The sequence below is a fragment of the Devosia riboflavina genome (assembly GCF_000743575.1).
In the GTDB taxonomy this organism is placed as follows: Bacteria; Pseudomonadota; Alphaproteobacteria; order Rhizobiales; family Devosiaceae; genus Devosia; species Devosia riboflavina.
Genome location: NZ_JQGC01000003.1, coordinates 150,838 through 163,861, shown reverse-complemented (window position 1 = coordinate 163,861; position 13,024 = coordinate 150,838). Strand labels below are relative to the sequence as shown.

General features: G+C 62.9%; 10 protein-coding genes. All 10 read left to right on the top strand.

The genetic code is table 11. The annotated features are described in order from the left end of the window. The first annotated feature begins 214 nt into the window (after window positions 1–214). The 10 genes from JP75_RS03985 to JP75_RS03940 all read left to right on the top strand — a co-directional run bounded on the left by JP75_RS03985 (window position 215) and on the right by JP75_RS03940 (window position 13,022). Entirely contained in the window at window positions 215–1,273 is a 1,059-nt protein-coding gene (locus tag JP75_RS03985; RefSeq protein ID WP_244446248.1) for a LacI family transcriptional regulator, read from the top strand. A 629-nt stretch (window positions 1,274–1,902) separates the two neighbouring features. Continuing rightward, window positions 1,903–2,214: an STAS domain-containing protein gene (locus JP75_RS03980; RefSeq protein ID WP_035079568.1), complete on the top strand. Its 312-nt coding sequence runs from the start codon at window positions 1,903–1,905 to the stop codon at window positions 2,212–2,214. A 19-nt stretch (window positions 2,215–2,233) separates the two neighbouring features. Then, complete coding sequence (locus JP75_RS03975; protein WP_035079565.1) at window positions 2,234–2,602, top strand: response regulator; 369 nt, start codon at window positions 2,234–2,236, stop codon at window positions 2,600–2,602. After that, the gene (locus tag JP75_RS03970; protein ID WP_035079563.1) at window positions 2,599–4,692 is read left to right on the top strand and encodes a chemotaxis protein CheA; all 2,094 of its coding nucleotides are present in this window, start codon (window positions 2,599–2,601) and stop codon (window positions 4,690–4,692) included. The genes JP75_RS03975 and JP75_RS03970 overlap by 4 nt, the downstream gene beginning before the upstream one ends. After that, on the top strand, window positions 4,689–5,186 hold the full coding sequence (locus JP75_RS03965; protein WP_035079561.1) for a chemotaxis protein CheW: 498 nt from the start codon (window positions 4,689–4,691) through the stop codon (window positions 5,184–5,186). Before JP75_RS03970 ends, JP75_RS03965 begins: the two co-directional genes overlap by 4 nt. Next, complete coding sequence (locus JP75_RS03960; protein WP_035079559.1) at window positions 5,183–7,276, top strand: HAMP domain-containing methyl-accepting chemotaxis protein; 2,094 nt, start codon at window positions 5,183–5,185, stop codon at window positions 7,274–7,276. The genes JP75_RS03965 and JP75_RS03960 overlap by 4 nt, the downstream gene beginning before the upstream one ends. 100 nt (window positions 7,277–7,376) lie before the next feature. Next, the gene (locus JP75_RS03955) at window positions 7,377–9,704 is read left to right on the top strand and encodes a methyl-accepting chemotaxis protein (protein WP_160194634.1); all 2,328 of its coding nucleotides are present in this window, start codon (window positions 7,377–7,379) and stop codon (window positions 9,702–9,704) included. An 86-nt stretch (window positions 9,705–9,790) separates the two neighbouring features. After that, entirely contained in the window at window positions 9,791–11,614 is a 1,824-nt protein-coding gene (locus JP75_RS03950; protein ID WP_051960318.1) for a methyl-accepting chemotaxis protein, read from the top strand. 12 nt (window positions 11,615–11,626) lie between these two features. Beyond that, window positions 11,627–12,088 (top strand): chemotaxis protein CheW, encoded by a 462-nt coding sequence (locus tag JP75_RS03945; RefSeq protein ID WP_035079557.1) that lies wholly within the window; start codon window positions 11,627–11,629, stop codon window positions 12,086–12,088. Window positions 12,089–12,143: 55 nt separating this feature from the next. Further along, on the top strand, window positions 12,144–13,022 hold the full coding sequence (locus JP75_RS03940; protein WP_084587459.1) for a CheR family methyltransferase: 879 nt from the start codon (window positions 12,144–12,146) through the stop codon (window positions 13,020–13,022). Window positions 13,023–13,024: the final 2 nt, after the last annotated feature.

The following is a 13,024-nucleotide window of genomic DNA, read 5'->3' as shown; positions in this document are numbered from 1 at the left end:
CTGTAAATATTGTCGGCGATGTATTGACATACGTACCTCAGCCGGATTTTACTGCACGGATATGACAGGGCTGGCAATCTGACCAGCGTTGAGCGCATCCCACAGGCCGCGAGCCTGTTGGGACTTTTGTGCTTTATCTTGATCTCCGGCGCTCAATCTGATGTTGTTTTCCCTTCACAAGCCGTCCGGAAAGGACGGATGAGGGGATATTTCCGTGTCGCAAGACGATTTGCCGTCCGCCGGGCGCAGCAAGCGCGGCGTGAAGCCTTCCGGCAAGCCGACGCTCAAGACCATTGCCCAGATGACGGGCCTTGCCGTGACCACCATTTCCCGTGCGCTCAACAATGCGCCGGAACTGGCCCAGGAAACGCGCGACCGCGTGCAGCGCATCGCCGCCGAAATCGGCTATCTGCCCGACCGCGCCGCTCTGCGCCTCAAAACCGGCCGCACCAATGTGATTTCGCTGGTGCTCGAGCCCGATGAGCAGATTTATGGCTTTGGCACTTCGATCGTGACCGGGATCACCGAATCGCTGCGCGACACCTCCTATCACCTCGTCATCACACCCCTGTTCCGCAATGTGCAGCCCATCGAGCCGATCCGGCACATCGTGCGCAATCGCATGGCCGACGGGGTGATCTTCTCCAAGTCGGAAACCTTTGACGAGCGCATCCGCTTTCTCATCGACAACGATTTTCCCTTTGTCAGCCACGGCCGCAGCCATTGGCCGGAAGCGCATCCCTTCGTCGATTTCGACAATGAGGACTATGCCTATCACGCCACGCTCCGCCTGGCGGCGCAGGGCTGCAAGAAGGTGTCCATCGTGCTGCCCGACAGCGCGCTGACCTATACCGAGCATCTCAAGACCGGCATCGAGCGCGGCGCGCGCGAGGCCGGCATTGCCTATGAATTTGCCGCCGACGTGAACCTCAACAGCGCCACCGACGCCATCCGCAACTATGTCATCAAGCGCTCCAAGCGCCCCGATAGTCCGGACGGCTATATCTGCGCTTCGGAAGTGTCAGCGCTGGCCATTCTCGGTGGCCTGGCCGAGGCCGGGCACACGGTGGGCCGTACGGCCCATGTCGTTACGAAACAGTCTTCCTCCATGTTCATGCAGTTCCAACCGGCCGCCGAAACGGTGGCGGAGGATTTTGTCGAGGCCGGGCGCCGGCTTGGTCAAATCCTGCTGCGGCGCATTGCCGGGGAGACCGAGGGCCTGTCCCACCTCGCCAAGCCGGATTTTCATTGGTCGGAGCCCGTCGCGTCCTGATTTTGCCTGGCCAGCCCCAACAGGCCCGCAAAAAAAGGCGCGAAAGCCTCTTGAGGTTCCTAACTAGCTGATAGCGGAAGAAAATTTTCGCAAATAGCGGTTTCATGCGTGCCAATGAGGTACGCACACATTCTGGTCTTGCCGCAATCGGGGCAAAATAAAGGCGGGATGTGACAGGTTTCCGCGCCCCCCCGCATTGCATAAAATTGCGCCGTTTTCGGCGTTTTCGGTCCGTTGCACAGTAGCGCGGCCAATGAATCAATCAGTATTGCGGAGCTCAGGACTCTGAATCGTCCAAGAGTCTATTTGCCACGATTCCCTGCCGGCGCGGTTGGATTCAGAATCATAGGGCGGGATACTCTTGCAGAGAGTCTGTATTTATTCTCAGGTTATACTAACGGATGGCAAGCTAGACTAGTAAAAAACTTCAGCCTGTAACCAATGATTAAGCCATTTAAGGAATGATCATAACCAGGCCGGATGGGAATACGGCTGCAAACATCGTCCAATGACTATCCAGACGGGTTCGCACGCCGCCTGAATACTTTGAACCGTTTATCGGTTGTTAACTAAGCCAAGCCCGAGAGCACTATGACATCGCTGATATTTATTCCGACCAGGTCGCTGCCATGACCGGGAGCAGCATTTTCACGCTCGTTTTGACCGGCGACACCTCGGTCAAGTCCGCACAGGACCTGCTTGGCCGTCTCAAGGAGGCGGTTGCCGGGCAGGATGCGATTGCGCTCGACACCAGCGAAATCGCGCAGGCCGACGTGACCACCGTCCAGACGCTTCTGGCGGCGCGGCGCAAGGCCGAGGCTCTGGGCAAATCACTGACATTGAAAGGGCCGCCGGGCCCCAAGTTGCAGGCTGTACTCGAAGGGGCGGGGTTCCTTAACCCGGCCCAGCCGACAGCCCGCTTCTGGACCGAACACATTTAAAGCGACGGGACGCGACGGCATGACCAAGACAATCCTCACCATCGATGACTCCGCCTCCATCCGCCAGATGGTGGCCATGACCCTGACCGCGGCCGGCCTCGACGTGATCGAAGCCGTCAACGGGCAGGACGGCTATGACAAGGCCACTACCAATACGGTCCATGCCATCATCACCGACCTCAACATGCCGGTTCTCAACGGCATCGAATTCATCCGCAAATATCGCCAGCACCCCGCCAGCAAGGGCATCCCGATCATCCTCTTGACGACCGAGTCCGACGAGGAACTCAAGCGCCAGGCCAAGGAAGCGGGCGCCACCGGCTGGATCGTCAAGCCCTTCAAGCAGGACCAGTTGCTGGCCGTTATCAAGAAGGTCACAGGGGCATGAACATCTCTGATCCCACCGAGACATTTCGCCAGGAGGCGCGCGAGCTGCTCGATCAGCTCGAAGCCGGTCTGCTCGATCTCGAGCAGGACCCCTCCAATGACGACCTGATCAATTCAACCTTTCGGGCCCTGCATACGATCAAGGGTTCCGGGGCCATGTTCGGGTTTACGGCCGTCGCCGAATTCGTCCACGAATTCGAGACGGCCTTTGACCGTGTGCGCAAGGGCCAGAGCAAGGCCAACACCGCGCTCATTGGCGTGGCGCTCGATGCCAAGGACCATATTCACCTGCTGATCGAGAACCCGGATGCGCCTGTCGATGGCGGCACCGAGATTCTCGTGCAACTGCGCGCCATCGTCGATGGCGCCGCGGTCGGTGGTCATGAGGAAGCGGCGCCTGCCCCCGTGGCGGCACCCGCTCCGGCTCCCGTGGTCGCCGAAGCGCCGAAGCCGGCAGATACGGGCGCCAAGCGCTGGCGCCTGACCTTCTATCTGCCCTCGGACGCGCTGGTCTACGGCACCAATCCCGAACTGCTGCTCAAGGAACTGGCCGGGATCGGTCCGACCGATGTCCTGGCGCTGACCGACCGCATTCCCGATCTCGACATCATCGATCCCGAAGTCAGCTATCTCGGCTGGCAGGTCGATATCGAGGTGGCGGACGATCCGACGGCGGCGATCGACGATGTCTTCCTGTTCCTGCGCGACAATATGGAACTGACGCTGGCCCCGCTGGGTGGGGAAGCGGTTGCTCCCGTGGTTGAGGCTCCGGCGCCGGTGATCGAAGTCGCGGTTGCGGCGCCGTCTGACGACGCGATGCCGGAAGCTCCCTTTGTGCCCGAGGCGCCGGTCGCCAAGGCGGCGCCCGCCAAAAAGGCAAAGGCTGCCGAAAAGGCCGAGGCCGAAAAGCCCGCGGCGACCTCGCTGCGCGTGCCGGCCGAACGGCTCGACGAGCTTATGGATCGCGTCGGCGAGCTGGTGATTGCCCAGGCGCGTTTGAGCCAGATCGCCAATTCTTCCTCCGATACGGCGCTCAAGACCATTGCCGAAGAACTGGAGCGCCTGTCTTCGGGCCTGCGCGATACCACCATGGGCATCCGCATGGTGCCGATCGGGACGATCTTCTCGCGCTTCCGTCGGCTTGTGCATGACCTTTCGGGGGAACTGGGCAAGCAGATCGAGTTCATCACCACCGGTGAAGAAACCGAGCTCGACAAGACGGTTATCGAGCGTCTGGCTGATCCCTTGGTGCACCTCATTCGCAACTCGGTCGATCATGGCCTTGAAAGCGCTGAAAAGCGCGTCGCTGCCGGAAAGTCGCCCAAGGGGACGGTGCGTCTCTCGGCTGTTTATTCTGGCGCCGAAGTGGCGATCTCCGTCACCGATGATGGCGCCGGCCTCAATCACGAGCGCATTCGCGCCAAGGCCGAGGAAAACGGCCTCATCACCGCCGATGCCAAGCTGACCGAGCAGGAACTGAACCACCTGATCTTCGCGCCCGGTTTCTCGACGGCGAAAGAGGTGACGGCGCTGTCCGGCCGCGGCGTCGGCATGGATGTGGTCAAGCGCACCATTGACGGGCTGCGCGGCACGATCGACGTGTCGACGACGCCGGGCAAGGGCTCGGTCTTCACCCTCCGGCTGCCGCTGACCCTTGCCATCATCGATGGCATGCTGATCCGCGTCGGCGATGGCCGCTACACCATCCCGCTCGCGGCGGTGGAAGAATGCGTCGAGCTGCCGGTTGGTCTCGAGGCTTCGGCCAAGGGCCGCAACTTCCTCGATATCCGCGGCTCTCTCGTGCCCTACCTGCGCCTGCGCGAGGTTTTTGGCCTCAAGGGCCAGGGCGACGAGCATGAAAAGGTCGTCATCGTCTCTTCGGGCGAAGGCCGCGTCGGCTTGGTGGTCGACCAGATCATCGGCAACAACCAGACGGTCATCAAGCAGCTTTCAAAGCTGCATTCGGGGATCAAGTCCTTCTCCGGCGCCACCATCCTGGGTGACGGCACGGTGGCCCTGATCCTCGATACCGCCCATCTCGTGGCCTCGGGCCAGTCTTATGTCGAACGTAATCTGGGGAGGGCCGCATGAGCGAGAACCAGGATTTTATGACGGCCCTGACCATCAGGCTCGAAGACGAGCTCTTTGCGGTCGAGGCGAGCCGGGTGCGCGAGATTCTCGATCTCGTGCCGATCACCGAAGTGCCGAGTGCACGGGCATTCGTGGGCGGGTTGATCAATGTCCGCGGCCGCGTCGTGCCGCTGGCGGACCTGCGGGTCATGTTCGGCATGGAACGTCCGGAACCCGATGAGGATACCCGCATCGTGGTCATGGAAGTCGATATCGACGGCGAACCCACCATTGCCGGCATTCTCGCCGACAAGGTGCATGACGTCACCGACATCGAAGCCGCCTCCATCGAGGAGGCGCCCAAGGTCGGCATGCGCTGGCGCCCTGAGTTTGTGAAGGGGATCGGCAAGCGCAATGGCGGCTTCATCATCATCCCCGACATGGAACGGATTTTCGAAACCCCGGGCGGCAGAAGCGCGTCCGTAGCTGCACCAGAAGAGAGAGCTGCATCGTGAGATTGACCATCAAGACCAAACTTGCCGCGGTATTCACTACGGTCGTGGCGCTTTCGGGCGCCAGCATGTTCATGGCCCTGGGCAATCTCGGGACGATCAACGATACGCTGGCGCATATCGTCAACGGCCCGGCCGCACGCTCTCTGCAGCTCAAGGAGATGCAGGAAGACCTGACCAATCTCAGCAATAGCCTGCGCGCCATGATCCTGACCTCGGATCCCGCTCAGTTGGCGACCCAGCGCGAGGGTCTTGGCACCCTCTTTGCCGAAGTGCGCGCCGATACCCAGTCGCTTGTCGGGGCCTTCTCGGTCGCCGAGCTCAATACCGACATGCAGAGCCTGGCTGAAAAGCTCGACCAATACTGGGCAGTGTCGCAGCGGGTGCAGGATTTCGCCGAGCAGAACAGCGACGTGGCCGCCTTTACCATCACCACGACCGAAGGCAGCGTGGCCATCGCGGCGCTCGAAACCTCGACGGGCAATCTGGTCGACGCACTGCGCCGGCGCCTGTCGGCCGGCGACGCGGCCGCACTGCCGGCCTTCGAAGCCGCCAATGCCTTCTTCCTCAAGGCGAGTGACGCCTTCCAGCAGCAGCGCAGCATTCTGCTCGCTGACAGCGATCCGGCCCAGCAGGACGAATGGGTCAATCTCTACCGCGCCGATCTTGCCGATCTCGCGGCCGATATCGCCGAACTCGAACGCGCCGTCACCCCGTCGGAAATCACGCTGGTCGGCCGGGCCAAGGCCGATTATGAGGCCATGGTCGCGGCCATGGACAAGGCCATCGCCGCTTCCCTGCAGCGTTCGCAATATAATGCCAACGAACTGGCCAATGGCGAAGGCGCGACGCTGCGCGGCGCCGCTGTTGATCTCCTGACCTCGATGGTCGAACGCAATGACCAGGTGCTGCAGCAGGCGACCAAGGATGCCGACGGGCTCTATCAGTCGAGCCGCATGCTGCTGATCGGCCTCCTGATCGCCTCGGTGCTCATCGCCGCAATCGCCGCCACCTGGATCGTCATGTCGATCTCGAAGGCTCTCTCGAGCGCTGTGGGTCTTGCCAATGACGTGGCCGGCGGCGACCTCAATGCCACGGCTTCGGTCAAGGGCGACGACGAGGTCGGCGACCTGATCAGGGCACTCAACTCGATGACCTCCAAGCTGCGCGAAGTCGTGGCTGAAGTCACCGCCGCGACCCGCAACGTCGCTTCGGGCAGCCAGGAAATGTCGGCAACCGCCGAACAACTGAGCCAGGGCGCCACCGAACAGGCATCGTCCACCGAAGAGGCATCCGCCTCGATGGAAGAAATGGCCTCCACCATCAAGCAGTCGGCCGACAATGCCAGCCAGACCGAAAAGATCGCCCGCCAGTCCGCTGCCGATGCGATCGCTTCGGGCGAAGCGGTGAACAATGCCGTCGCCGCCATGCAGACCATCGCCGAAAAGATCATGGTGGTGCAGGAAATCGCCCGCCAGACCGACCTTCTCGCGCTCAACGCGGCGGTGGAAGCCGCCCGTGCCGGCGAACACGGTCGCGGTTTCGCGGTCGTGGCTTCGGAAGTGCGCAAGCTTGCGGAACGCAGCCAGGCCGCTGCTGCCGAAATCTCGACGCTCTCGGGGACCACGGTGAAGGCTGCGCAATCGGCCGGCGAAATGCTCGGCAAGCTGGTGCCCGATATCCAGCGCACGGCGGAACTGGTGGAAGAAATCTCTGCCGGCAGCCGCGAGCAGAATGCCGGTGCTGCCCAGATCAACACCGCCATCCAGCAGCTCGACAAGGTGACCCAGCAGAACACTTCCGCTGCCGAGGAAATGTCCTCGACCGCCGAAGAGCTGGCAAGCCAGGCCGAACAGCTCCAGGCCGCGATCAGCTACTTCCGGCTCGATGCGACCTCGGCTGCCGCGCTTCATGCGGCTCCGCCGGCCAAGAAGGCTGCCAAGCGCGACCTGCGCTCGGCGGTGATGGCGACCGCCCCGCATATGAGCAAAGCCCCGACCCGCGCCAAGGCCAATTCCGGTGGTTTCGACCTCGACCTTGAAGGCGGCTCGGACGAGCTCGACGACGAGTTCTCGCGCCGCGGCGCCGCCTGAGACTGACTGCAAATCCGGATGCCGCGGTGGACGACGCGGCATCCACTTCGATCGCCGCGACGCGACGACCAGTTAAATGCCTAGAAGGGGCACAGACCAAATGAGAATGACTATCAAGGCCAAGCTCGCGGCCACTTTTGCGACCGTCGTCGCGCTGTCGGCGGGCAGTATGTTGATCGCCATCCAGAATCTGGGCCAGCTCAACGACTCGCTGAACTACATCGTTAACGTCCGAACGGCCAATTCCCTGACTATCGCGCAGATGCAGACGAGCCTGGAAAGCATGGGCTCGCGCACCCGCGCTCTGATCCTGACCGACGATCCCGCGACCATCGACGACTATATCGTCAAGATCGAGCAGGACGCCGCCGAAGTGACGGCCGGCATCACCGCGCTGCGCGGCAATGTCACCGATCCCAATAATCTCGCCACCATCGACGGCTTTGAAGCCAAGTTCGCCGAACTCTGGACCGCCGTATTGGCTTCCGAAGAGCCGGCCAAGATCAATAGCGACGTACAGGCGCTTGCCATCAGCCGCAGTGAAGGCAGCGACTCCCTCGGCCAGGTCGAAGAAACCATGACCGCCCTCAAGGCGGCCCTTTCCGCCCGCGTCGAAGCCGGTGACCTCGCGTCCTTTGCCGCCTATCAGCGCGCCTCGGACATGTTCCTGACCATGACCGACATCTTCCGCCAGCAGCGCAATATCCTGCTCGCCTCGATGGATCCGGAACTGCAGGAAAAGTGGCACGCCGATTATGTGTCGGGGCTGGCCGCCATTGCCGACTCCATGCCGGCGCTGCGCCGCGCCGTATCCGGCGCGGAAGCGAGCCTCGTTGCCGAAGCCGAAACTGCCTATGCCGCCATGGTTGCCGCCATGGACAAGGCCGTGGCCATGAGCATGACGCGCGCCGACCTGACCGCCACCATGGCCGCCGATGAAGCCTCGGTGCTCCGTCGCGAGGCCGACGCCACCTTGCAGGGCATGATCGATACGACGCGTACCCTGCTCGCCCAGGCCGCCGCCGATGCCGGCGCCACCTATCAGAACAGCCTCATGCTGCTGATCGGCCTGCTCGTTGGTTCGGCCCTGATTGCCGGTATCGCCGCCACCTGGATCGTCATGGGCATCAGCCGTGGCCTCACCCGGGTCAAGCAGGTGGTCAATGGCGTTGCCATCGGCGATCTCGACCAGCGCGTCGAAATCAAGAGCAATGACGAGATCAAGGACCTCGTCGACACCGTCAATGTCATGACCGACAATCTGCGCGCCTCGGCCGCCGTCGTCGATCAGGTGGCCTATGGCGATCTCTCGGCCAAGCCCACCGTGCTTTCCGACAAGGACGTGCTCGGCCAGGCCATGCAGCGCATGGTCGAAGGTCTCAGCGCCTCGGCCGCCATTGCCGAAAAGATCTCGGCCGGCGACCTCACCGTCGAGCCGCGCCGCCTCTCGGACAAGGATACGCTGGGCATTGCGCTCGAACGCATGGTCGAAAAGCTGCGTGACGTGATTTCCGACGCAATCACCTCCGCCAATAACGTCTCGGCCGGCGCCCAGGAAATGTCGGCCACGGCCGAACAGTTGAGCCAGGGCGCGACCGAACAGGCTTCCTCCACCGAAGAGGCTTCCGCCTCGATGGAAGAGATGGCAGCGACCATCAAGCAGTCGGCCGACAACGCCTCCCAGACCGAAAAGATCGCCCGCCAGTCCGCTGCCGACGCGATCGCCTCGGGGGAAGCCGTCAATAACGCCGTGGCTGCCATGGAAACCATCGCGCAGAAGATCATGGTGGTGCAGGAAATCGCCCGCCAGACCGATCTGCTTGCGCTCAACGCGGCGGTGGAAGCCGCGCGTGCCGGCGAGCATGGCCGCGGCTTTGCGGTTGTGGCTTCGGAAGTGCGCAAGCTGGCTGAGCGGTCTCAGGCTGCCGCCGCCGAAATCTCGACCCTCTCCGGCACCACGGTGAAGGCTGCGCAGTCGGCTGGGGAAATGCTCTCCAAGCTGGTGCCAGACATCCAGCGCACGGCGGAACTCGTTGAAGAAATCTCTGCCGGCAGCCGCGAACAGAATGTTGGCGCGGCTCAGATCAACACCGCTATCCAGCAGCTCGACAAGGTGACCCAGCAGAACACGTCGGCGGCCGAGGAAATGTCCTCGACCTCCGAGGAGCTGGCGAGCCAGGCCGACCAGTTGCAGAGCGCGATCAGCTACTTCCGCCTCAATGCCTCGGCAGTGGCCGCGGCTTCCGGCCAGGTTGCCCGCAAGCCGGCTGCCGCCAAGCGCGACATAAGGGCTGCTGTCGCCGCCTCGGCTCCGCACATGAACGCGCCCGTGAACCGCTCGAAGAGCAATACGGGCGGCTTCGACCTCGAACTCGACGGCGCTTCGGATGACCTCGACAACGAGTTCTCCCGCGCCGGCGCAGCCTGACCGCGCGTCCGGCTAACGTGACCAAAGCTGCCGCGCAGGACGCGCGGCAGCAAGACCCCCCGCCCCCCTCAGAACGAGCTCTCAAGATGACCTCGACCACCAAGACGAAGAATCCACTGTTCCGGAGCATTTCCAGCAAGATTCTTGCTGTGCAGTTGGCATCCAGCCTGTCCATCGCCCTGATCGTGGGCGGCCTGGGCTATTATGGCATGGCCCAGATGGCCGACGGCATGACCTCGGTCTATGACGACCGCGTGGTGCCGCTCGAGCAGCTCAAGCAGATCTCGGACGCCTATGCCGTCAATATCGTCGACACGACGCACAAGGTGCGGGCGGGCACGATGGGTTGGGCGGCAGGCGTTGAAAGCGTCGATGGCGCCGTAGCGATCATCGAACGCGAATGGTCGGCCTATCTCGGCACCAGCCTGACGGAAGAAGAAAAGGCCCTTGTCGACAAGGTCGATGCCGCCAAGACCCTGTCCGATCGCAAGACCAGCGAATTGCGCGACATTCTCGCCGCCCAGGACAGCGTGCGCCTTGCCTCCTTCGCCGATAGCCAACTCTATCCGGCGATCGACCCCACCACCGGCGTTATCGCCGAACTGACGGCCTACCAGCTTACTGCCGCGCATGACCTACGCGAGAGCGGCATGGCGCTGTTCGGCTTCCTCAACTGGCTGATCATTGGCGGCGGCGTGCTGATCACCGTGCTGGCGACGATCCTCGTGCTCTGGATCACCTCCGGCATCAAGCGCAACCTCTCCTCGGCCATTGGCCTGGCCAATGCCGTCGCCATGGGCGATGTCGAAGCTACGGCCACCGTGACCTCGGCCGACGAGGTCCGGGATCTCGTCGATGCGCTCAATGCCATGACGCAGAACCTGCGCACTTCCGCTTCCGTCGCCGAACAGATCGCCAGCGGCGATCTCACCGTCGAACCGCGCCGTCTGTCGGAAAAGGATACGCTGGGCATTGCCCTCGAACGCATGGTCGAAAAGCTGCGCGACGTGATCGCCGATGCCATCTCCTCGGCCAATAATGTCTCGGCCGGCGCCCAGGAAATGTCGTCCACGGCCGAACAGCTCAGCCAGGGCGCGACCGAACAGGCTTCGTCCACCGAAGAGGCCTCGGCCTCGATGGAAGAAATGGCCGCGACCATCAAGCAGTCGGCTGACAATGCCAGCCAGACCGAGAAGATCGCACGCCAGTCCGCTGCCGACGCCATCGCCTCGGGCCAGGCCGTTGCCGATGCGGTGACCGCCATGGAAACCATCGCGCAGAAGATCATGGTCGTGCAGGAAATCGCCCGCCAGACCGACCTTCTCGCTCTTAACGCGGCGGTGGAAGCAGCGCGCGCCGGCGAACACGGCCGCGGCTTTGCGGTTGTGGCCTCCGAAGTGCGCAAGCTTGCCGAACGCAGCCAGGCTGCGGCGGCTGAAATCTCGACATTGTCGGGGACCACGGTCAAGGCTGCGCAGTCGGCGGGCGAAATGCTCAACAAGCTCGTGCCCGATATCCAGCGCACGGCGGAACTGGTGGAAGAAATCTCTGCTGGCTCCCGCGAGCAGAATGTCGGCGCAACCCAGATCAACACCGCCATCCAGCAGCTCGACAAGGTGACCCAGCAGAACACTTCCGCTGCCGAGGAAATGTCCTCGACGGCCGAGGAGCTGGCCAGCCAGTCCGAACAGCTTCAGACCGCGATCAGCTACTTCCGGCTCAACAAGGGCGGCGTGCCGGTGGCCGCGGCCCCGAGGGCCAAGCGCGATCTCAAGAGCGCCGTCATGGCGGCCGCGCCCCATATGCACAAGACCGCTGCCCGGCCCAAGGCCAATGCCGGCGGCTTCGACCTGTCGCTCGACAATGCCTCGGACGAGATCGACGAAGGCTTCACCCGCATCTCGGCCTAGCAAGAGGATACCATGGCAGACCACAACCAATATGTGACCCTGGGCGTGGCGGAGGAACTCTTCGCCGCCCCGGTGACCAAGGTCCAGGAGATCCTCGACATGCGCGTCATTTCGCGCCTGCCGCGGGCCCCGGACAACTTTCTCGGCATTATCGATGTGCGCGGGCAGGGCGTGCCCGTGCTCGACCTACGGCTGACGCTCGGCATGGAGCCGGCGCAAGACACCGAGACGACGCGCATCGTCGTGCTCTCGGTCAATAGCGCCGCGGGTCCGGTGACCCTTGGCCTTCGGGCCGATCGCGTCTTCGAGGTGACGGTGCTCGATAGCGAAGAGCTCGATCCGCCGCCGAACTTCAATGCGCGCTGGCAGGACCACTGCATCGAGGGCATCGGGCGGCGCAACGGCGCCTTCGTGACCGTGCTCGATCTCGACAAGCTTCTGGGCGAGGGGGCGGCAGCCCTCTCGGCCGCCTGATCATTTCCGACCCGCGCCGTTCCTGGCGCGGGCTCCTCTCCCCCTGGAGACCAGAGTGGCTCTTGTATCGCGTGCCCCAATTCTCGAAGCCGATGGCGAAGACCATCTGAGCCATGCCGATTTCGCCAAGATCGCGACCCTGATCGGGTCCGAGGCCGGTATTCGCCTGCCGCCCGCCAAGCGCCTGATGGTGGAAGGCCGCTTGCGCCGCCGCCTGCGTGCGCTGCAGATCGCGACCTTCGATGGCTATTGCAACTATATTTTCCGCCAGGATGGGCTCAGGGCCGAGCTGCCTTATCTCATCAATGTGGTGACGACCAACAAGACCGACTTTTTCCGCGAGCCCGAGCATTTCGAGCTGATGCGTGACAAGATGGTGCCCGAACTGCTGGCGGCCCGGAACGGCGAGCGCAATCCGGTGCTCAAAATCTGGAGCGCGGCCTCTTCGACCGGGGCAGAGGCCTTTACTTGCGCCATGGTGCTGGCCGACATGGCCAAGGCGCAGAAGAATTTCCGCTTCTCGATCCTCGGCACCGATATTTCGACCGACGTGCTCGACCACGGCCGCCGCGCCGTTTATCCGGCCGAGCAGATCGTGCCCGTGCCGCAGAGCATGCAGGCGCAATATCTGATGTGGTCGCGCAAGGCCGGCATTCGTCCCGATGTGCGCATCGTGCCGGAATTGCGGCGCCTCGTGCAATTCCACCGGCTCAACCTGATGGATGAGAAATATCCCTTCGATAAGGATGTCGACATCGTCCTCCTGCGCAATGTGCTGATCTATTTCGACAAGGCCGACCAGGCCAAGGTGATCAATCGTCTCGTCGGCCACCTTCGGCCCGGCGGTTATCTACTTCTTGGTCATTCCGAGTCCATGATCGGTACATCGATCCCCGTCCGGCAGGTTGCGCCTGCCGTCTTCCAGCGCGTGTGAGA